25 protein-coding genes are annotated in these 19,427 nt (G+C 67.8%); 13 read left to right on the forward strand and 12 right to left on the reverse strand.

Annotation, left to right across the window (positions count from 1 at the left end; genetic code table 11):
• Positions 1-75: 75 nt before the first annotated feature.
• The 4 genes from ACWF99_RS16155 to ACWF99_RS16170 all read left to right on the forward strand — a co-directional run bounded on the left by ACWF99_RS16155 (position 76) and on the right by ACWF99_RS16170 (position 2,090).
• The gene (locus ACWF99_RS16155) at positions 76-399 is read left to right on the forward strand and encodes an antibiotic biosynthesis monooxygenase family protein (RefSeq protein WP_378631562.1); all 324 of its coding nucleotides are present in this window, start codon (positions 76-78) and stop codon (positions 397-399) included.
• Positions 400-624: 225 nt separating this feature from the next.
• The gene (locus ACWF99_RS16160; RefSeq protein ID WP_019044677.1) at positions 625-825 is read left to right on the forward strand and encodes a CbtB domain-containing protein; all 201 of its coding nucleotides are present in this window, start codon (positions 625-627) and stop codon (positions 823-825) included.
• Entirely contained in the window at positions 816-1,601 is a 786-nt protein-coding gene (locus tag ACWF99_RS16165; RefSeq protein ID WP_378663373.1) for a CbtA family protein, read from the forward strand. Before ACWF99_RS16160 ends, ACWF99_RS16165 begins: the two co-directional genes overlap by 10 nt.
• A 36-nt stretch (positions 1,602-1,637) precedes the next feature.
• The gene (locus ACWF99_RS16170; RefSeq protein WP_378631559.1) at positions 1,638-2,090 is read left to right on the forward strand and encodes a hypothetical protein; all 453 of its coding nucleotides are present in this window, start codon (positions 1,638-1,640) and stop codon (positions 2,088-2,090) included.
• 13 nt (positions 2,091-2,103) lie between these two features.
• Here the strand turns inward: ACWF99_RS16170 and ACWF99_RS16175 are convergent, their stop codons facing one another.
• The 4 genes from ACWF99_RS16175 to ACWF99_RS16190 are packed head-to-tail and all read right to left on the reverse strand — an operon-like array spanning position 2,104 to position 4,070.
• Positions 2,104-2,541 carry an OsmC family peroxiredoxin gene (locus tag ACWF99_RS16175; protein WP_378631557.1) on the reverse strand — a complete coding sequence of 146 codons (438 nt, stop codon included), beginning with the start codon at positions 2,539-2,541 and terminating at the stop codon, positions 2,104-2,106.
• A 56-nt stretch (positions 2,542-2,597) separates the two neighbouring features.
• Positions 2,598-3,044: an SRPBCC family protein gene (locus ACWF99_RS16180; protein WP_378631556.1), complete on the reverse strand. Its 447-nt coding sequence runs from the start codon at positions 3,042-3,044 to the stop codon at positions 2,598-2,600.
• Between the two features lie 55 nt (positions 3,045-3,099).
• Complete coding sequence (locus tag ACWF99_RS16185) at positions 3,100-3,420, reverse strand: DMT family transporter (protein WP_378631554.1); 321 nt, start codon at positions 3,418-3,420, stop codon at positions 3,100-3,102.
• Positions 3,417-4,070, reverse strand: coding sequence for an FMN-dependent NADH-azoreductase (locus ACWF99_RS16190; RefSeq protein ID WP_452536488.1), 654 nt, complete (start codon positions 4,068-4,070; stop codon positions 3,417-3,419). Before ACWF99_RS16190 ends, ACWF99_RS16185 begins: the two co-directional genes overlap by 4 nt.
• Positions 4,071-4,172: 102 nt before the next feature.
• Between ACWF99_RS16190 and ACWF99_RS16195 the strand changes: the two genes are divergently transcribed.
• Complete coding sequence (locus ACWF99_RS16195) at positions 4,173-4,778, forward strand: TetR/AcrR family transcriptional regulator (RefSeq protein ID WP_378631551.1); 606 nt, start codon at positions 4,173-4,175, stop codon at positions 4,776-4,778.
• A 53-nt stretch (positions 4,779-4,831) separates the two neighbouring features.
• The gene (locus ACWF99_RS16200; RefSeq protein WP_378631550.1) at positions 4,832-5,308 is read left to right on the forward strand and encodes a DUF4240 domain-containing protein; all 477 of its coding nucleotides are present in this window, start codon (positions 4,832-4,834) and stop codon (positions 5,306-5,308) included.
• Positions 5,309-5,381: 73 nt separating this feature from the next.
• Here the strand turns inward: ACWF99_RS16200 and ACWF99_RS16205 are convergent, their stop codons facing one another.
• Positions 5,382-6,242, reverse strand: a complete 861-nt coding sequence (locus ACWF99_RS16205) for an ABC transporter permease (RefSeq protein ID WP_452536491.1) — start codon at positions 6,240-6,242, stop codon at positions 5,382-5,384.
• The gene (locus tag ACWF99_RS16210) at positions 6,239-7,138 is read right to left on the reverse strand and encodes an ABC transporter ATP-binding protein (protein ID WP_452536493.1); all 900 of its coding nucleotides are present in this window, start codon (positions 7,136-7,138) and stop codon (positions 6,239-6,241) included. The genes ACWF99_RS16205 and ACWF99_RS16210 overlap by 4 nt, the downstream gene beginning before the upstream one ends.
• Positions 7,139-7,284: 146 nt before the next feature.
• Between ACWF99_RS16210 and ACWF99_RS16215 the strand changes: the two genes are divergently transcribed.
• The 4 genes from ACWF99_RS16215 to ACWF99_RS16230 are packed head-to-tail and all read left to right on the forward strand — an operon-like array spanning position 7,285 to position 9,935.
• Positions 7,285-8,565, forward strand: a complete 1,281-nt coding sequence (locus tag ACWF99_RS16215) for a sensor histidine kinase (protein ID WP_378631545.1) — start codon at positions 7,285-7,287, stop codon at positions 8,563-8,565.
• Positions 8,562-9,257, forward strand: coding sequence for a response regulator transcription factor (locus ACWF99_RS16220; RefSeq protein ID WP_452536495.1), 696 nt, complete (start codon positions 8,562-8,564; stop codon positions 9,255-9,257). Before ACWF99_RS16215 ends, ACWF99_RS16220 begins: the two co-directional genes overlap by 4 nt.
• Before the next feature lie 18 nt (positions 9,258-9,275).
• Positions 9,276-9,617, forward strand: coding sequence for a type II toxin-antitoxin system RelE/ParE family toxin (locus ACWF99_RS16225; protein WP_452536497.1), 342 nt, complete (start codon positions 9,276-9,278; stop codon positions 9,615-9,617).
• A gap of 6 nt (positions 9,618-9,623) precedes the next feature.
• Entirely contained in the window at positions 9,624-9,935 is a 312-nt protein-coding gene (locus ACWF99_RS16230) for a helix-turn-helix domain-containing protein (protein WP_378631540.1), read from the forward strand.
• Positions 9,936-9,937: 2 nt separating this feature from the next.
• Here the strand turns inward: ACWF99_RS16230 and ACWF99_RS16235 are convergent, their stop codons facing one another.
• Positions 9,938-10,585, reverse strand: coding sequence for a vWA domain-containing protein (locus ACWF99_RS16235; protein ID WP_378631539.1), 648 nt, complete (start codon positions 10,583-10,585; stop codon positions 9,938-9,940).
• 279 nt (positions 10,586-10,864) lie between these two features.
• Here ACWF99_RS16235 and ACWF99_RS16240 point away from each other — a divergent pair, with 279 nt between their 5' ends.
• A complete protein-coding gene (locus ACWF99_RS16240) occupies positions 10,865-12,055 on the forward strand; it encodes an MFS transporter (protein WP_452536500.1) in 1,191 nt (396 codons plus the stop codon).
• Here the strand turns inward: ACWF99_RS16240 and ACWF99_RS16245 are convergent.
• On the reverse strand, positions 12,036-12,884 hold the full coding sequence (locus ACWF99_RS16245; protein WP_378631535.1) for a helix-turn-helix domain-containing protein: 849 nt from the start codon (positions 12,882-12,884) through the stop codon (positions 12,036-12,038). The two genes, ACWF99_RS16240 and ACWF99_RS16245, sit on opposite strands and share 20 nt — an antisense overlap.
• Before the next feature lie 130 nt (positions 12,885-13,014).
• Between ACWF99_RS16245 and ACWF99_RS16250 the strand changes: the two genes are divergently transcribed.
• The gene (locus tag ACWF99_RS16250) at positions 13,015-13,278 is read left to right on the forward strand and encodes an SHOCT domain-containing protein (protein WP_378631534.1); all 264 of its coding nucleotides are present in this window, start codon (positions 13,015-13,017) and stop codon (positions 13,276-13,278) included.
• Between the two features lie 2 nt (positions 13,279-13,280).
• The gene (locus tag ACWF99_RS16255) at positions 13,281-14,072 is read left to right on the forward strand and encodes an LLM class flavin-dependent oxidoreductase (protein WP_452536503.1); all 792 of its coding nucleotides are present in this window, start codon (positions 13,281-13,283) and stop codon (positions 14,070-14,072) included.
• Positions 14,073-14,139: 67 nt separating this feature from the next.
• Here the strand turns inward: ACWF99_RS16255 and ACWF99_RS16260 are convergent, their stop codons facing one another.
• From ACWF99_RS16260 to ACWF99_RS16275, 4 genes are all read right to left on the reverse strand, one after another.
• Positions 14,140-16,707 (reverse strand): ATP-dependent Clp protease ATP-binding subunit, encoded by a 2,568-nt coding sequence (locus tag ACWF99_RS16260; protein ID WP_378631531.1) that lies wholly within the window; start codon positions 16,705-16,707, stop codon positions 14,140-14,142.
• A 274-nt stretch (positions 16,708-16,981) separates the two neighbouring features.
• Positions 16,982-17,911: an esterase/lipase family protein gene (locus ACWF99_RS16265; protein ID WP_452536505.1), complete on the reverse strand. Its 930-nt coding sequence runs from the start codon at positions 17,909-17,911 to the stop codon at positions 16,982-16,984.
• A 63-nt stretch (positions 17,912-17,974) separates the two neighbouring features.
• Positions 17,975-18,532, reverse strand: a complete 558-nt coding sequence (locus ACWF99_RS16270) for an anthrone oxygenase family protein (RefSeq protein WP_378631529.1) — start codon at positions 18,530-18,532, stop codon at positions 17,975-17,977.
• A 124-nt stretch (positions 18,533-18,656) separates the two neighbouring features.
• On the reverse strand, positions 18,657-19,268 hold the full coding sequence (locus ACWF99_RS16275) for an FHA domain-containing protein (RefSeq protein ID WP_101464728.1): 612 nt from the start codon (positions 19,266-19,268) through the stop codon (positions 18,657-18,659).
• Between the last annotated feature and the right edge of the window lie 159 nt (positions 19,269-19,427).

Consider the following 19,427-nt stretch of genomic DNA (forward strand, 5'->3'; position numbering starts at 1 on the left):
CAGCTACGTCACGTCGCCGAAGGCGAGTTCGCGGGCCGCGAACACCCGGCGCCGGCCGGCAGAGATACTGTCTGCATGGCTGTTGTGAAGATCAATGCGATCGAAGTTCCCGAGGGCGCGGGCCCCGAGCTGGAGAAGCGGTTCGCCGCGCGTGCCGGCGCGGTGGAGAACTCCCCCGGTTTCCTCGGATTCCAGTTGCTGCGCCCCGTCGCCGGCGACAACCGGTATTTCGTGGTGACGCAATGGGATTCGGAGGATTCGTTCGCCGCGTGGCGTGACGGTCCGGCCCGTGCGGCGCACGCCGGAAACGGTGGTGACGGCGAGCGTCCCAAGCCGGTGTCGACGGGTGCCTCGCTGCTCGAGTTCGAGGTCGTCCTCGACGTGCCCGCGAAGGCCTGACAGCGGCGTTTCCGCTGGACATGCGGTTACGTGTATTGACGTGGACGGCTCGCGGCTGTCACAGTTCGAGGGAACACCGCGAGGGTGCGCGGTAATTCCGGTGTGAGTCCGGAGCGGTCGCGCCACTGTATCCAAGTACCGGGTCCCCGGTGCCGGAGAGCCAGACACCGGCACCTTCGCACCACACTTCAACCGTGGGACGCGTATCCCTAGAGGAGGACCCGAATGGCTATCGCGCATTCACCCAGCCGGTCTACCGGTCTCGACACCCTCGCAACCGTGCTCGTCACGGTCGGTGTCGTCCTGCTTGCACTGCTCGCCCTGTACCTGGTCGGTTTCGACCAGGGGGCCGTCTCGCGTAGCGGGATGTTCCTGCACGAGCTGATGCACGACGGACGTCACCTGCTGGGTGTTCCGTGCCACTGATCGGATCACTCAAGACCCTGCTGTTGCGCGGCCTGCTGGCCGGCTTGATCGCCGGCCTGCTGGCCGCGACAGTGGGCTACTTCGTCGGCGAGCCCCAGGTGGACGCCGCGATCGCTATCGAAGAGGCCGCGGCCGCTCCGGCCGAGCACGGCCACGAAGCCGCGCAGCCGCAGGGCCACTCCCACGGCGACGAGGAAGAACCGCTGGTCAGCCGGTCGGGACAGAAGGCGGGACAGTTCCTCGCGCTGGGCTTGGCGGGCATGGCGTTCGGCGCGTTGTTCGCGTCGGCGGTGAACGTGGCTCGCCGGTTCACGAACCTGTCGGGCCCCCAATTGTCGCTGACCTCGGCGGTTCTCGCGTGGGCGGCGATCGTCGCGGTGCCGTTCTTCAAGTATCCGGCCAACCCGCCCGCGGTGGGCGATCCGGACACCATCAACGAGCGCACCTGGCTGTGGGTCGCTGCCGTCGTCCTCGGCCTGCTGGCCGTCGCGGCCGCCGTCGCGGCCTACCGTGCGCTCGCCGCGTCGGACACGCTGCGACTCATCGCCGGGGTGGGCGCGTTCGTCGTGGTCACCACGGTCGGTTACGTGCTGCTGCCCGGCGTGAACGAGGTGGCCGACGACTTCCCCGCCACCCTCCTGTGGAACTTCCGGGTGGCTTCGCTGGCCGAAACCACCACGCTGTGGGTGAGTTTGGGGCTGGCGTTCGCCGCGCTCACGGAATTCGCCTCGCGGCGTAGCACTCCGGTAGTGGACAAGGTTCCTACCGCAGGGTGATCCTCGCGAGCAGCTGAGAACGGCAGTGTCGGTGTCATGACCGGCACTGCCTTTCTTGTTTCCAGCACTCGCCCCCGCGCCGTGAATGTCGCCTTCGGCGGGATCGTCACCGCGCTCGCGGCCGGGGTCGCCGAGGGACTGTTGCGCGCCGTTCGTGGCGGCGATGAATTCGGCGCCACCGCAACGGGTCTGCTGCCCCGGCTCGCCATCTACCTGGCCGTCGCCGGGGTCGCCCTGTACATGCTGAACGGCAGCCGGGTGGCCCGTGCGCTACTGACCGTCGGCATCGGCGTGGTGGGCCTGGTCTCGCTGATCATCGAGCCGCTGGCGGTGGTGCTGTCGACCGACGATTACGCGACCCTGCTCGACGGCATGTCCCCCAGCTCGACCGTGCTGGCAGGCTGCCGGACCGTGCACATCCTGGCCGTCGTCCTCGCGATCCCGGCCATGTACACCCCCGCCGCGCACCGCTGGTTCACCCAGCGGTGACGGCGAGCGCCGCTCAGGCCAGTGCCGCGTCCAGCTCGATCTCGGCCACACCGGTGAGGGCCTTGCTCACCGGGCAACCGTTCTTGGCCGCGAGGGCAGCCGCGGCGAACCCGTCGGCATCCAGCCCCGAGGCACGCCCGCGCACCGTGAGCTTGATCTTGCTGATCTGGAAGCCACCGGCCGGGTCAGGCGCGAGGGTGACATCGGCGTTGACGTCGAGGCTTTCCGGCGTCCCACCGGCATTGGCGATCTCCGCCGACAGCGCCATCGAATAGCACGACGAGTGGGCCGCCGCGATCAGTTCCTCCGGGCTGGTGCCCTCGGCCGTGTCGGCCGCCCGGCGTGGGAAGCTCACATCGAACTTGCCCACACCCGAGCTGGCCAGTTCGACCTGCCCGGACCCGTCCTGCAGTCCGCCTGACCAGAGTGTGCGTGCGCTGCGAGTCGGCATCGCGATCCTTTCGGTTCGAGTTGTATTGCGTGGCGATGACGAACCTACTCGGGTCCTCAGACGGTGGCGCTGGTGATTTCGTCGAGACGCTCGAGTTTGTCCGGCCAGACCTGCTGGTGCAGATCCCGGATCGCCGCGGTGGGGAAACCCGAGTGGCGCAGACGCAGGCGGATACCGCGTGGTTGTTTGAGGAATTCGGCGGCGACCACCGTTTCCACGCCGTCGGTGGCGGCGGTGACCCAGGTGAATTCGATCCGCCGATTCGGCTCGAGCAGCAGAATGCGGCCGTAATGGGGGTTGCGCTTGTCGGGCGAGCCGGTGTCGAAGTAGAGGGGCTCGTTGACGGCGGGGCGCATCAGCACCGATCCGGGAACGGCCAGCCATAAATCCAAGCCTTGGGTCCAGGCCGCGTAGAGCAGGCTGGGCTGGGCTTTCATCACGCGCTCGACCGTGAGCTCGTGTGGCCGCGTGGACAGGTCCGGGGGGCGAACTGGCTGGTCCATCAGCCGACCTTACCGGTCATGACCGGCCGATCCTCGCATCGGGTGTGCGACAGAGTTACTCAGGATTCGTCACCCGCGCGAGCACGATGCCGCCGAGGATCAGCGACAGCGCCAGCGCGCGGCCCGCGCTCAGCGGATCCTTGTGCACGAGCACCCCGAGACCGATCGCGCCGAGCGCGCCGATTCCGGTGAAAACCGCGTAGGCGGTGCCCACCGGGAGGGTCTGCATGGCGCGCGAGAGCAGATATACCGCCAGGGAGCCGAGCGCGACGCAGAGCAGGGTCGGACCGAGTCTGGTGAAGTTCTCGGTCGGTTTGATGGTTTGTGACCAGACGATTTCGACGAGCCCGGCCAGGCCGAGCACTATCCAGCTCATCGCACGTAATCCTTTGCCAGCGAACGTACTTCGGCCTGCGCGGCGGCGAGCGAGGCTTCGTGAGCGTCGCGCAGATGGGCCAGATTCGGATCCTGCACGGTATTGGCCAGTTCGGCGTTGACGAAAACCGTGTCGGTGACCGCGAAGTGGCCGGCGAAGAAGTCGCGCAGAAAGCGCTCCTGGTAGTCGAACGCCGCTTTGGGCGCACCGGGCGAGTACGCACCGCCGCGGGCGGTCACCACGACGAACCTGCGTTCCCCCAGCGACATTCGGGGAAAGGTGACCTGGTCGAGCCATGCCTTGAGAGCGGCGGGGACGGAGTAGTTGTACATCGGTGTGCCGATCAGGATCACATCGGCGGCCAGCACCTGCGCCAGCAGCGGTTCGGCCACCCGCCATGCGGCCTTCGCCGCGGGAGTGACGGCGAGTTCCGGGAGCCGGTCGAGGTCGGTGGCCCCGGCGGCGAGGACGGCGTCACACAGTTCGGTCCAGCCCTCGTCGATGAACGGCGTCGGCTCGGCGGCGAGGTCGCGATAGGTGTAGGTGCCGCCGGGTTCGGCGTCGCGCCAGGCCCGGACGAATTCGGCGCCCAGCTTGCGGCTGAGGGAGTTCGTGCGAGCGCTGGCATCGAGGTGCAGCAGGTGAGTCATGACGGTTCCTAACTGGACATGATGTCCACTTGTTGATCTCCCGACGATAGAACACAAGTGGACATGTTGTCCAGATAATCGTTGCCGGGTTACAGTCGACCCATGGAGCCACGATCCGACCTGATCACCGGCTTGGCGCTGGACGCGCAGCCACCCACCGAGCGCACCGACGCGGCCCGCAATCGCGCGAAAGTACTGGCGGCGGCCGCCGACCTCTTCGCCACTCGCGACCCACGCACGGTCACCATGGACGACATCGCCAAGGCCGCGGGCGTGGGCCGCGGCACCCTCTACCGCCGCTACCCCGACCGCAACGCGATCGCCGTCGCCCTCCTCGACGAGCACGAACGCGCCCTCCAGGAACAGCTCCTGCGCGGCGCACCCCCGCTCGGCCCCGGCGCTGCCCCGGCCGATCGCCTGGCCGCCTTCTACGCGGCGATGATCGAATTGCTCACCGCCCACGCTCATCTGGTGCTCGGCGCGGAGATCGGCGGCGCCCGCTTCGCCACCGGCGCCTACGGGTTCTGGTCGGCGCACGTGCGGTCGCTGCTGGTCGAAGCCGGTGTGTCACAGCCGGATTCGCTGGTCGATCCGGTCCTCGCGCCACTCGCCGCCGAGGTCTACCTCCAGCAACGCGACCGCGGCTTGTCGCCCGAGCAGATCACCGCCGGTCTGTCCGCCCTCGCCCAGCGCCTCCTGCGTGCCTGATCGATGACCTCGGACCCCACTCCGTGTCGGACCCGAGCAGTACCGTCCGGCAGGTGACGAGCACCCCCGAAGACATCTCCCGATTCTGGAATCTGATCGCGTCGGCCTGGACGGCCACCGGTACCGAACCGTCCGCCGCCCTGCGGTCGGCAGCAGACGACCTCGACAGCCGACTCGACGCCTTTCTGACGCAGTTGAGCGCCCTGTCAACAGATTTCAGCAGCGCGGAACTGACCGCGCTCGACCGCGTCGCCGAACGCGCGCTCTACGACATCGATCGCGCCGACCTCCAGGCGGTCACCGACGGCTCCGACGACGGCTTCCTCTACGCCCGGGGATTCATCGTGGCCATGGGCCGCGACTACTACGACGCCGTCAGCTCCGACCCGGAGGCCGCGACCACCGACGCCGAATGCGAGCAGATGTGCTATTTCTTCGCCCACCTGCACAATGAGCGCTTCGGCGCCTTCCCCGACACGGGCTCGGGCATCTCCCGTGAAACGGCGTCCAACCCGGCCGGTTGGTCCTGACCTGACGCGCAGGTAGCGGCAGCCCGTTTTCGGACTGCCGCTCCCTGGTGCCGGGTTCGATGATCGCAGCGCGTCAGCTGAGATCGCGGCGGGTCATCAACCAGACGGTGCCGCCGGCGAAGGCCACCACGTACACGGCCAGCAGAGCGAAAGATTCACCGCGGGTGAGGATGTCGAGAACTCCGGGGTTGGCCGGTCCCTCCACGGTGCGCATCGCCCCGGCCAGCGAGCCCGCGGCCGTGCCGGGGAGCAAGTTGGTGACAGCTTCGATCGGGCCGAAGATCCCCGCCACACCGCGAAGCAGGTTCTCCACCACCAAAACCCAGACCAGGCCGAGCCCGACGGCGAGAGCGGGGCCGCGAGCAATGGCGCCGATGAGGGCCCCCGCGAGGGTCCACATGCCGAGAATCGCGGTACCGGTGCCGATTCCGATCAATGAGTCGTCGAGTGCGGGCATCGTGACCGGCTGGGCTTCGCCGACCGCGATCACGGTGGCGATGCCGACATCGACGGCGAAGGCCGCCAGGACAAGCGCGAGGACCACTGCCAGCAGCGTCAACAGCAGTCCCGCCACGGCCGCAGCTCGGCTCGGGCCCTGAGTGAACACGGTTTTCCATGTGCCCCAGCCATATCCGCTGCCCACCGCGAGAGCGCCGAGGATCAGCACCAGCGCGCCGCCGAACATCGACATGCCCTGCGTGAACACCTCGGGGACAGCGGCGGGCATGAGCTGGCCGAGCAGAACATCGCGAGGCAGCCCGTCCGACATCGCACCGTTTTCACCCGAGGTGTAGGCGAGGTAGTTGAAGAGGTAGGCGAAGGTCAGGTTGAGCAGGATCCAGGTACCGAGGACGATCCAGAAGGCGGGCCAGCGGCCGAGGCGTAGCGCTTCCGCACGGACGCTCGCGGTGAGATCCCTTGTCATGGCATTCATTTCGCTACCTCCACAGCCGTCATCTCGAAGAACACTTCTTCCAGCGATTTCTCGTCCACCCGCAGTTCGAGCAGGTCCGCGCCTGCCGTCACGACGGCTCGCGCGACCTCAGGGGCCAGCGCGGCGCTCGTGTCGACCCTGATGCCGTCCGTCCCCGCTCGGGCGGGGGCATCGGTGACGGCGCGTACGGCGTCCAGAGCCACGTCCACGGGCTCGGCGCGCACCAGCAGTGTCGCGGTGCCGCGCAATTCGGCCACCGTAGATTCCGCCAGCAGGCGGCCACCGGAGATCACGCCGACCCGGTGGCAGATCTCCTGCACCTCGGCGAGCTGGTGGCTCGACAGCAGCACAGTGTGTCCGTCGGCCGCGAGATCGGTGATGAGCGTGCGCATTTCGGCCAGGCCCCCCGGGTCGAGGCCGTTGGTCGGTTCGTCGAGGATGAGCAGGTCCGGGTCGCCGAGCATGGCCGCGCCGACGCCGAGACGCTGTTTCATGCCGAGCGAATAGGCCCGGAAACGGTCGCCTGCCCGGTCGGCCAGGCCGACGCGTTGCAATGCCTTCTCGACCTCGGCATCGCCATGGCCGCGATAGCGGGCCAATACCCGCAGGTTGTCGCGGCCGGAGAGGTACGGGTAGAAGCCGGGGCCCTCGATGAGTACACCGATTCGGCGCAGCACCTCCGGGTCGCCCGGCGGCAGGCCCCGCACGGTCGCGGTGCCCGCGCTGGGCCGGATGAGACCGGCCAGCAGGCGCAACGTGGTGGTTTTGCCCGCGCCGTTGGGCCCGAGGAATCCGTAGATCTCCCCGGCCGCGACCCGCATGCTCACCCCGTCCACCGCGAGGTGCTCGCCATAGCGTTTGGTCAACTCGGTGGTGACCACGATCGATTCGTTCATGCAAATCAGAATCCGTGCTCGAGGGGTGCCGGGACATCCGTCCCGCGGCGTGCACGGCGCTACGCCGCGCGGCCTACGCGGCTTCTCGCGGGAAATACGTGCGCAGGCCGACGCGGCGGGTGGGCGCACACAATAGGGTTGGGCACGTGGGAGCGTCTGCGAAGTGGGAGCGTGGCTCAGTCGTTCAGGACTGGGGCCTGGCAGTGGTGGTCGCGGTGATCCAGCTGGCCGGTAGTTCCGGTGCGAATTCGCATCAAACCGGCGTGCGGTCACTGGACGCGTTCGCGTATCTGCTGCTGCTCGCCGGGCCGGTGGCGCTCGGTTTCCGGCGGGTAGCGCCCGAAGTGGTGCTGGCGGTGTCGCTGATCGCCACGGTGACCTATGTCCTGCGCGACTACGGATATGGGCCGATCTTCCTGTCGCTGGTGATCGCCTTCCTCTCGGCCGCCGTCACCGGGTCGCGATGGCGCACCTACCCGGTGGTCGCGATCGGGTATCTGACGATGGTGTGGCCACTACCCGCCCTGCTCGGGCGGCACTCCGACGCGTGGCAGATATTCGGCCTGCTGGCCTGGATGGGCGTGCTGGTCGGGATCGCCGAAGGCGTACGGCAGCGGCGCGCGGTGGTGCTCGCGCGCGAACAACGGGCCGAGGCGGCACAACGCGACGAGCAAGCTCAGCAGGCCAGGGCGGCCTCCGAGGAGCGGTTGGCGATCGCTCGGGAACTGCACGATGTGCTGGCACACAGTCTTTCGCTGATCAACGTGCAGTCGTCGGTGGCGCTGGAGTTGTTCGATCGCAAGCCGCAGCAAGCGGCCGCGGCGCTGGCGACCATCAAGACGACCTCGAAAGAGGCGCTGACCGAGGTGCACACGCTGCTGCACGCGATTCGCAGTGGCGCGGCGGTGGTGCCGCAGTACCCGGAACACGCTCCCGTCGTGGATGATTCGCCCCCGCCGCCGCGTCCCGCTCCGCGCGCGCCGGCACCGACCCTCGACGACCTCGACACACTGCTCGAGCGCACCCGCGCGACCGGGCTCGACGTCGATACCAAGATCATCGGTACGCCGAAGAAGCTGCCGAGCGTGATCGATGTGGCCGCGGCCAGAATCGTGCAGGAATCGCTGACCAACGTGGTGCGCCACGCGCCCGGCGCGACCGCCCTGATCACCCTGCGATACACCCCGGAATCGGTCGACATCACCGTCGACAACACCCGGCCGACCGGAACCGCTGTCCGAACCGGCATCGGCGGCAACGGGATCATCGGCATGCGTGAGCGGGCGCACGCGCTCGGCGGGGCGCTCACCGCGGGGCCGCGACCGTCCGGCGGGTTCCGGGTGGCGGCCCGATTGCCCGCTCGCCCAGCGACTTCGGCCGCGTCCGCGCGATCGTCGGATTCACCGGGCAGGGAGGCGGGCGCATGACCGAACTGCCGCCGGTCGGGTCGGGACCCGCCAAGATCCGGCTACTCGTCGCCGACGATCAAGCGCTGGTGCGCGGTGGTTTCGTCGCACTGCTGGACGCCCAGGACGACATCGAAGTCATCGGCGAGGCCGAAAACGGCGAGCAAGCCGTCCGGATGACCCGAGCCCTCGTCCCCGACGTAGTGCTGATGGACATCCGCATGCCGATCCTCGACGGCCTCGCCGCCACCCGCATGATCGCCGACAACCCCCAGCTCGCGCCGGTCCGCGTCGTCGTCCTCACCACCTTCGAACTCGACGAATACGTCTTCGAGGCGATCCGCGCGGGCGCCGCGGGCTTCCTGGTCAAACACACCGAACCCGCCGACCTGCTCCGCGCCGTCCGCGTGGTGGCCGCGGGCGACGCCCTCCTCTCCCCCGGCGTCACCCGCCGCCTCCTCGCCGAATTCTCCACCCACGCCAAACAACCACCCCCCGCTGCCTTCGCCGAACTCACCGACCGCGAACGCGAGGTGATGACGCTGGTGGCCGAAGGCCTCACCAATGCCGAAATCGGCGCCCGCCTCTACATGTCCCCCGCCACCGCCCGCACCCACGTCAGCCGAATCCTCACCAAACTCGACGCCCGCGACCGCACCCAGCTCGTAGTCCTCGCCTACGAGTCAGGCCTGGTCCGCCCAGGCTGGCAGTAGCGCCACCATTGCTACCTGGTGGAACTCGAACCCGAGGTAGCCCGATGGCTGCGCTCACTGACTACACGCGAGTACGGCCAGGTAGACGTGTGCGTGGGCATGCTGGCCGAACGTGCAACCACCCTGAGCGAACCGTGGTCGCGCAATCTTGGCGATGGGGTACGTGAACTCCGCTTTCACCTTCACCCGCGAGAAATGCGAATCACCTACTGGCTCGCTCCGGGTCGTCGCATCGTGCTGCTGACAGTTTTCCGCAAGACTCGCATGCGGGAGACCGACGAGGTGGCGCGAGCCAAGGCACTACGCAAGGTATGCGAATCGGAACATGGTTGTGCCCACACAGATTTCGACAGGAGGTAACCGATCATGACTGAGCACCCATCGATGGACGACCTGCGCCGTGAACGGATGAGCAGCCCCGGGTTCGACGCGGGCGAGTACGAGGCCGGGCGGGCCGAGGCGATTCTGGCGATCGAGCTGGCCGAAGCCATTCGCGAACGGCGGCTGGAACTCGGGCTGACACAGACACAGCTGGCCGAACGGGCTGGGCTGCGTCAACCCGAGGTCTCACGGATCGAATCCGGGGGCGGGACACCGACAATCGGCATGCTCGAACGTTTGGCGTATGCGCTCGAGGTTCGGTTCGTCGCTCGGTTCGAGAAGGTCGACGCGGCGTAGGACTACTTGCCCTGGTCGGCTTGCCGGCGTTCGGAGGCGGAGAAGCGGGCGCGGCGGGCTGCTCCCGCGGGGGCGGCTTGGGCTCGGGCCGAGTAGGCGGAGAGGGCGTCGAAGGCGCCTCGGACGCCGCCCGCGACCGGGGCGTAGGTGATGGCCGAGCCGGGGTCGAAGCCGAGGTTGGAGCCTACTTCGACGGCGTCCATGTTGGCGCCGAGGAAGACGAAGGTCCAGTTGTACACGTCTTGCTGCTGGGTGATGAGGGACTTCACCGCGGCGTGGGTCCATTCGCGGCTGGAATTCTCGTGGCCGTCGGTGAGCACCACGACGATCACGGTGCCGGGACGCTCGTGTTCGGGGCGCCCGGCCAGCTCGCTGCCCACGCTGGTGACGAGCTTGCCGAGCGCGTCGTAGAGCGCGGTCCCACCACGTGGCTGCAAACTCGGCGCAGGCACCTGAGCCAGCGGCACATTCGCGTAGACCACGTCGTAGGTGGTGTCGAACTGCGCGAGCGTGACCTCGATCGTCTTCGGCACACTGCGCTGCTGTTCGAAATAGGCGGCCAACCCACCTTCGGTATCGGCCTTGATCGTCTGCATCGACCCCGAACGGTCGAGCAGAACGGCGATCAGCGTGCGGTCGGAATCAGTCATGTGTGCGAACACCCCCGTGTCGGTCGGATCAGCAATTCCCACCGTACGCCGCGAAAGAGGACCGTCTGACCGGCGAAAAGAAGATGCCAAGGTATCGCCAAGCCTGCGTCCCGGGCATGGGGCCGGCGCTCACATTCCACCGCTCCGCCGACCCCACTTTCGAACCGGCGCTCGGTCGGAACCGGTGTGCCCCAGTCTTCGTCGGGGAACGCGGCGTTTGAGTCGGATGCGGTGGCGTTTCGGGCGAGTGCGAGGCCGACAGCCGATGTTGCACCTGGCATGACAACGACTTCGACGGCCGATGCGGCGGTGCAGAGCACCGATCGCCGAATCCGGCCCGCCCTGCTGACCATGTTCCTCGGCAGCTTCACGCTGGTGACCGCCGAATTCCTACCGCCCGGTGTACTCACCGCGCTGGCGACCGATCTGAATGTGCCGGAAGGCGTGGTCGGGCTCTCGGTGAGCGCGACGGCGCTGACCGCGCTGGTAGCCGCGCTCGGATCGGGCGCACTGTTCCCCCGCCTGGATCGGCGCACCCTGCTGATCTGGCTGACCGTCGGCGCGGCGGTGTCGAACGTGGTGGTCGCCCTCGCGCCGAACATCGTGTTGTTGCTGATCGCGCGACTGCTGCTCGGTCTGGCTGTCGGCGGCTACTGGTCGATGGCGCTGGTGATCGCGGCGAAGCTCGTCCCGGCCGAACGGCTCGGCAAGGCGATGATGATCGTGAACGCGGGAACCACGGTCGCGACAGTGGCCGGTGTGCCGCTCGGTGTGCTGCTGAGCACCTACGCCGGGTGGCGGACGACCTTCCTGATCGCGGCCGCGCTGACCGCCGCCACCGCCGTCGCCGTGCGGCTGATGCTGCCGCCGATCGCGCCGAGCAAGGGCATCGGATTCACCGCACTCGGCAATGCCCTGCGGTCCCCGGGCGTAACGCTCGGGCTGGTCAGCATGGTCGCCGTCGTCGGCGGGCACTTCGCCGGATACACCTACATCCGCCCGGCCCTGGCCGAACTGCTCGGTGCCGGCCCGGCGGTGATCCCGGTGCTGCTCGCCCTGTTCGGTGTCGGTGGTCTGCTCGGCAACTTCGTCCTCGGCGCCCTCGCCGACCGCCACCTCGGCGCCCTGCTGGTGGCGGTGCCGGCAGCCGTCGGCCTGTCACTGCTCGCGATCATCGCCTCCGCGGCGTTCGCCCCACTCGCCTACCTGGCCGTGGTGGTGTGGGGCGCCGCGTTCGGCGGCATTCTCAATCTCGTTCAGGTGTGGGTCTCGCGGGTGCTGCCCGATCGCATGGAAGCGGGCAGCGGACTGATCGTCGCCGGTTTCCAGCTGGCGATCATCCTCGGCTCGGCGATCGGCGGCCGCGGGGTGGACAGCATCGGCCTGGCCCCGACCTACGCGCTCGGTGCCGTCGCCGCGGTCCTCGGCGGAGTACTGATCCGACGCTCACTCACCCGAGCGGGGCACTGACATCAGTCGATGTCCGGGCCGCCCGACGCCACTGCGACGGCGTGCGGCCCGTCTGCCGCCGGAACGCCCGCCCGAACGCCGTCTCCGAGCGGTAGCCGAGCCGGCGGGCCACCGTGCCGACCGGCACAGCGTGGTCGACCAACAGCAGTTGTGCCCGCTCGATCCGCAGTTTCGTCAGGTACCGGCCCGGCGTGAGGCCGGTCGCCGCCTGAAAACGGGCGGCGAACCCGGACCGCGAGGCCAGCGCGATCTTCGCCAGCCCCTCGACGGTCCACTCCTGCCCGGGGTCGGCGTGCATCGCGGCCACGGCCTGCGCCACCCCGGGCTCGTTCACCTTCAGCAGCCACCGTGGCGGCGCGCAACCACGGGCATGCCAGGACTCGATCGCCATCGACGTGAGCAAGGTGGCCACCCGATCGCCTTGGACGCCGAACGGGTCAGGGCACTGTTCGACCAGATGGCGAAACATGGTCGCGGCCAGAGGCGTGTGGTCGACGAAACCGGTCAGCAGCAGCCGTTGTGGCAGCGCTGTCATGGCACTGCCGGTCCCGACAGGTTCCAGGCGCACCCGGAGCACCCGGCCGTCCGACAGCGCGTTGATCGCGAATCGGTCCGTGCCGGGCACGAACAGGAAGTCCCCACTCGCCAGATCTTCTGTCTTGCTGAGCCCTTCGACCCGGACCAGCCCGTCCAGCACCACCAGCGCGCTCGGCTCGGTCATGAACTCCCACTGGCCCGCTGCCAGCGCGAACTCGTCGCGCCCGGCGAAGCGCCACTGCACACCGGCCAGCACATCATCGAGGCTGTGCGCACCATCGGTCTGCGTCACTGTGCACCCCTCCTGGTGGAACTCCGATGCCCTGCACGGTACCGGTCGACGGGTCGTACGCGCGGTGACGTACGCCGGATCGGGTCTCGCGGCCGATGTCGTCGGTCGTTCGGGCGAGCAGGGTTGAGACATGAACATTGTCGACAGCGCGACGACGCTGACCCTGCTGGCCGACCACTACGACGGAGGGTGGCATCCATGGCCGTTCTTCTGGATCTTCCCGGTGATCTTTTGGATCACCGTGATCGCACTGGTGTTCTTCGCCCGCCGACGGTGCGCGGGACGCGGCGGCGCGGTGGGCGCGCTGCGCGAAGGTTTCGCTCGCGGCGAGATCACCGAGGACGAATATCGCGGCAGGCTCGCGGTATTGAGCGAACCGCGCGGGAGGAAGTAGCGATGCGTTTCGGAATCGTGCTCGTGCCGCGGTCCGGGGCGGAGTGGACACAGGCGGTGACCGGGGCGCAGGCGCAGGGATACGGCACGCTGATGCTGCCGGACACGCTGTACACGCCGTCCCCGCTCCTCGCCCTGGCAGCGGCCGCCGCCGTGACGGAGACCGTGCGATTGCGGCCCAATGTCCTGGCCGCACCCTTCCGCTCCGCCGCTGCGACTGTTCGGGAAACGGCCGCACTGCAACTGCTCTCGGACGGCCGATTCGAACTGGGGATCGGCACCGGCAGACCGGACGCACGAGCGGAGGCCGAAAGGCTCGGCATGCCATGGGGTTCGGCGGGCGAACGACGAAACCAGCTGATCGATACCATCACCTCGGTGCGCGCCCAGGTCGACCCGTCGCCACCGGTGGTCATCGCGGCGAGCGGGCCTCGAATGCTCACCACCGCGGCGGAATACGCCGACCGCATTCTGCTGGCGGCGGCACCGGACGCGACCGAAGACGACCTCGCCGAAATGGTCGGCACCGTCACCGCCCACACCGACCGCGAGGTCCGATTCACCCTCCAACTGGTCGGCATCGGCGACCAGCTCCCCATCTGGCTGAGCACCCGCCTCGGCCACACCCCCGACAAACTCCGCGCCGCGGGAGCCGCCGGACTTCTCCCCAGCGATCCACAGGCCGCTGTGGAAATCCTCGAGTCCCGCAGCGAGCGTTACGGAATCGACGAGCTGATCGTCCCGGGCGAGCTGGCCACCGCCTTCGCCCCGGTTCTCGAACGCGCACATCGGTAGACGATCCGCGACGCGAAAAGCCCGCCCCCTGATACAGGGGGCGGGCTTTCGGTTCAGCTGGTTACTGCTACTCGCCGGAGGCGGCGGCCTCGGGCGCGGTGCCCTCGGCTGCGCCGGTGAGAACCACCTCGGGCTTGTCGTCGGTCGCGGACGTCTTGGTCAGCTTCGTCTTGCCTTCGAAGGTGAACTTGGCGTCCTCGCCGAGACCCTCGCCGTTCCAGCCTTCGACGTCGACCAGAATGGTCTGGCCCGCGCCGATCTCGCCGAAGAGGATCTTCTCCGAGAGCTGGTCCTCGATCTCGCGCTGGATCGTGCGACGCAGCGGACGAGCGCCGAGAACCGGATCGAAGCCACGCTTGGCGAGCAGGCTCTTGGCCTGATCGGTCAGCTCCATCGCCATGTCCTTGTTCTTCAGCTGCACCGAGACGCGGGCGATCATCAGGTCCACCATCATCACGATCTGTTCGCTCGTGAGCTGGTGGAAGACGATCACGTCGTCGATGCGGTTGAGGAACTCGGGGCGGAAGTGCTTCTTCAGCTCGTCGTTGACCTTGAGCTTCATCCGCTCGTAGTTCGAGCCCTCGGCGCTCGACTGGGTGAAGCCCAGGCCGACAGCCTTCGAGATGTCGGAGGTGCCCAGGTTCGAGGTGAAGATCAGCACGGTGTTCTTGAAGTCGACCGTACGACCCTGACCGTCGGTGAGACGGCCGTCCTCGAGCACCTGCAGGAGCGTGTTGTAGATCTCCTGGTGCGCCTTCTCGATCTCGTCGAACAGCACCACCGAGAACGGCTTGCGGCGCACCTTCTCGGTGAGCTGGCCGCCCTCCTCGTAGCCCACGTACCCGGGAGGGGCACCGAACAGACGAGAAGCGGTGAAGCGGTCGTGGAACTCGCCCATGTCGATCTGGATGAGCGCGTCGTCGTCGCCGAACAGGAAGTTCGCCAGCGACTTGGCGAGCTCGGTCTTACCGACACCCGAGGGGCCGGCGAAGATGAACGAGCCCGACGGACGCTTGGGGTCCTTCAGACCGGCGCGAGTGCGGCGGATCGCCTTGGAGACGGCCTTGACGGCATCCTCCTGGCCGATGATCCGCTTGTGCAGCTCGTCTTCCATCCGGAGCAGACGGGTGGTCTCCTCCTCGGTGAGCTTGAAGACGGGGATGCCGGTCCAGTTGGCCAGCACCTCCGCGATCTGCTCGTCGTCGACCTCGGCCACGACGTCCAGATCACCGGAACGCCACTGCTTCTCGCGCTCGGCACGCTTGGCGACGAGCTGCTTCTCCTTGTCGCGCAGACGCGCGGCCTTCTCGAAGTCCTGCGCGTCGATAGCGCTTTCCTTCTCCCGGCGAGCATCGGCGATCTTGTCGTCGAAGTCGCGCAGGTCCGGCGGAGCGGTCATCCGGCGGATGCGCATGCGCGCGCCCGCTTCGTCGATCAGGTCGATCGCCTTGTCCGGCAGGAACCGGTCGTTGATGTAGCGGTCGGCCAGGGTGGCGGCGGCGACGAGCGCGCTGTCGGTGATGGAGACCCGGTGGTGCGCCTCGTAGCGGTCGCGCAGACCCTTGAGGATGTTGATGGTGTGCTCGACGGTCGGCTCGCCCACCTGCACCGGCTGGAAACGGCGTTCCAGGGCGGCGTCCTTCTCGATGTACTTGCGGTACTCGTCGAGGGTGGTGGCACCGATGGTCTGCAGCTCGCCACGGGCCAGCTTCGGCTTCAGGATCGAGGCCGCGTCGATGGCGCCTTCGGCAGCACCCGCGCCGACGAGCGTGTGCAGCTCGTCGATGAACAGGATGATGTCGCCGCGGGTGTTGATCTCCTTGAGCACCTTCTTGAGGCGCTCTTCGAAGTCACCGCGGTAACGGCTGCCCGCGACCAGGGAGCCCAGGTCGAGGGTGTAGAGCTGCTTGTCCTTGAGGGTCTCGGGGACCTCGCCGTTGACGATGGCCTGTGCGAGGCCCTCGACGACCGCGGTCTTACCGACACCGGGCTCGCCGATCAGCACCGGGTTGTTCTTGGTGCGGCGCGAGAGCACCTGCATCACGCGCTCGATTTCCTTCGAGCGCCCGATGACGGGATCGAGCTTGCCTTCGAGGGCCGCTTGAGTGAGGTTGCGACCGAACTGGTCGAGCACCAGCGACGTGGACGGGGTCCCCGCCTCGCCGCGCGGACCGGCGCCCTCGACGGGCTCCTTGCCCTGGTACCCGGACAGCAGCTGGATGACCTGCTGACGGACACGGTTGAGGTCGGCGCCGAGCTTGACCAGCACCTGGGCCGCGACGCCCTCGCCCTCGCGGATGAGGCCGAGCAGAATGTGCTCGGTACCGATGTAGTTGTGGCCGAGCTGCAGCGCTTCGCGCAGGCTCAGCTCCAGCACCTTCTTGGCACGCGGGGTGAAGGGGATGTGACCGGACGGCGCCTGCTGGCCCTGCCCGATGATCTCCTCGACCTGGCTACGCACACCCTCCAGCGAGATGCCAAGGGACTCCAGCGACTTCGCCGCCACGCCCTCGCCCTCGTGGATCAACCCAAGCAGGATGTGCTCGGTGCCGATGTAGTTGTGGTTGAGCATCCGGGCCTCTTCTTGGGCCAGGACAACGACACGCCTCGCGCGGTCGGTGAACCTCTCGAACATCGCTCCCTCACTCTCCTGCTCCGACATTCTGGCAACAGACGCCGCAGTATGCTCGATACAACCTAGGGCGTCGGACCGACAACTCTCGCCGTCAGCCTGCCATGAAGCCCGGGGGTTGCGGCCCCCGCCATCCACTCTAGTTGGCAGGGGATTCCGCCGCCGCCGGTCCACCCTATTGGGGACCGGCGACAACATGGTCACTCACTGACAACGCGCACGTCGCAGCATTCGTTTCCACCTCAGTTTTGCCTACAGCGAAATCGCGCCGCGCGGCTCAACCGGTGAAGGGTGGGACGAATTCGCACGGAACCGCGGCCTGCCGGGCGGGATCGAGGGCGTTGAGGACATGGCCTGCCGCGCGCGGACTGCCCGCGATGGCCAGGTGCTCGGAGTAGTCCTGCGCGCACCCGTCCTGCACCACGATCGAGGTGGCGTTCGGGCCGGGGACCAGGCCCGATGTGTGCGGGACGACTATCTCGTCGAGGCCGGCGACAATATTGGTGTAGGTGACGCGCGGGTCGTACACGCCGTCCGCGTTGAGAGCCGCCAGGAAGGCGGCGCCGGTGAGCATCTGCCCACATGCCTGGCACAGCGACGAGCTGACCGCGTCGAACGCGGGCCCGGCACCGAGTGCCCTGCTGAAGTGGGCGATATCGCCCGCCGCGAGCACATTGGTGCCGAGCCAGGGCGGCGCGATCCCGACGAGCTTGCCGACCTTGTTCCCGCCACCCAGCCGCTTGATGTAGTAGTTGCCGACGATATTGCCCTGCGAATGGGCGACCAGGTCTACCCGCGCGGCACCGGTGCGGGCCAGCACACCGTCGACGAAGGCGGAAACCTCGGCGGCGCTCTGCTCGATGGGACGCATGCCGCCGATCGCCGAGATCGGCCACGGGAGGCCGTAGGCGCCGTAGGTGAGGCTGAAGACGCAATAGCCCTCATTGGCCAGCAGCGGGGCGTACACACCCCAGTTCGTCTGCCCTCCGCCACCGGTGCCGTGCAGCAGGACCACCGGGTCGGGATGCTCGGGCGAGGGGACGCAGGCCGGATCGTTCGCGCCGGGTAGCGAGCCGCCCGGGTTGGTGAGCTCCGGCGGAATGCCCGCGAAGAAGTTGTAGTCGACCGGGAGGGGCTGGGCCGACGCGGTGGCGGGCAGGCAGGCGAACAGGGCCGCGGCCAGCACCAGAAGCGAACAACGTCGCATGAACGACTCCTCACTAGAACGTGTTCCACTCATCATGGAACACGTTCTAGTGATCGCGTGGCACTACCGGCCGTAAACCATCGCCACCGGTGCCGCGGCCACGTCGGTGGCCGAACCTGACTTACCCTGCTGCACGCCCGCGGCGAACAGCGCGCCACACAGCACCAGGAACGCGGCACTGTGCAGCACCGCGCGGACGATATTCCAGCGAACCCAGGTCGCCTCGAAATCCGCACGGACAGCAGCGGTGTCGGCGATCGACGCCGGATCACCCGCCGCGGCGAGCGCGTCGTTGAGCGGCACGTTCAGTCCGGCGGTGACCGCGAACGCGATCACGTTGAGCGCCAACGCGATTCCGATCCAGATCAGCGTCGAGCGCTGTTCCTTGCCGAGGTGCAGCGCGGCCGCCAGCGCGGTGAAACCGACCGTGCCCATGAAGCCGAACATGAACCAGGGGTTGATGATCACGACGTTGATCTTCTGCATCACGTCGATCAGCGTGCGGTCGTCGGTGCGGGCCAGAGCGGGCATCACCGAGATCGCGTAGGCGTAGAACACGCCGGCGATGAGTCCGGTACTGAGCAGGGCCAGCACCATGGTGGCCATCCGAACTGCGAACATGCGATGTCTCCTGACTCGTGGTCCGGAGCTTCGATCCCGCGCTCCGGTGATACGAGTAAGTCAACCGCCCAGACCGGATCCGCGACATAGTTCAGACGCTCACCGGCCTACGCGAACGTCGCACTCACAAATCGTGGTCGGAGATCAGGCCGCTCTGCATCGCCAGCGCGGCCAATCGGGTGCGCTTCTGGTTCTGCGGCAGATTTTCCACCCCGAACTTCGCGAACAAGGCGCGCAAGTGGGTTTTGATGGCGTCGATCGAGAGGAACAATTCTTCGGCGATCTGCTGGTTCGACGCGGGCGTCGCGAATCCGGTGCCGTGTTTGTACGGACGGCACAGCGCGACCAGCACCGCGCGCTGGGTCTCGGTCAGTGAGCGCATCGTGGGGATGGACCCGGACGCGGTATGCGTCGCGTCATCCACCACACCGCCGAAATCGAAGAAGTGCACGAGCGTGGTCCCGACCCGGATCCGGTCGCCGGGACTCAGCCGGCGCCGCCCGACCAGCCGCTCGCCATTGACGAAGGTGCCGTTGCGCGACAGCCCGTCATCGATGATGGTCCAGTGCGCACCGAGATGTTCGACCGCCGCGTGCAGCCGGGAAACCTCGGCATCCCACGCGAGCACCAGGTCGGCCTGCACATTGCGCCCGATGGTGACACGCTGCTGCCCGGCCTCCAGGGCCAATTCATGCTGCTTACCGGTGTCGTCGGTATACCGCAGGAAGGAACTCACTGCGCGACACCGCCGGATACTCGAAACACCTTGTGCACGGCCATCAGTCTACGTCCCGAGACCCCACACCCGGGACAACCCGGGCCCCTTGTTCCCCGCACCCGGCACAACCCGAGCCCTTCGTTCCCTCGTTTTCCCCACTGACGCAACCCCGCACGC

It is taken from the genome of Nocardia sp. NPDC055002, assembly GCF_053608825.1.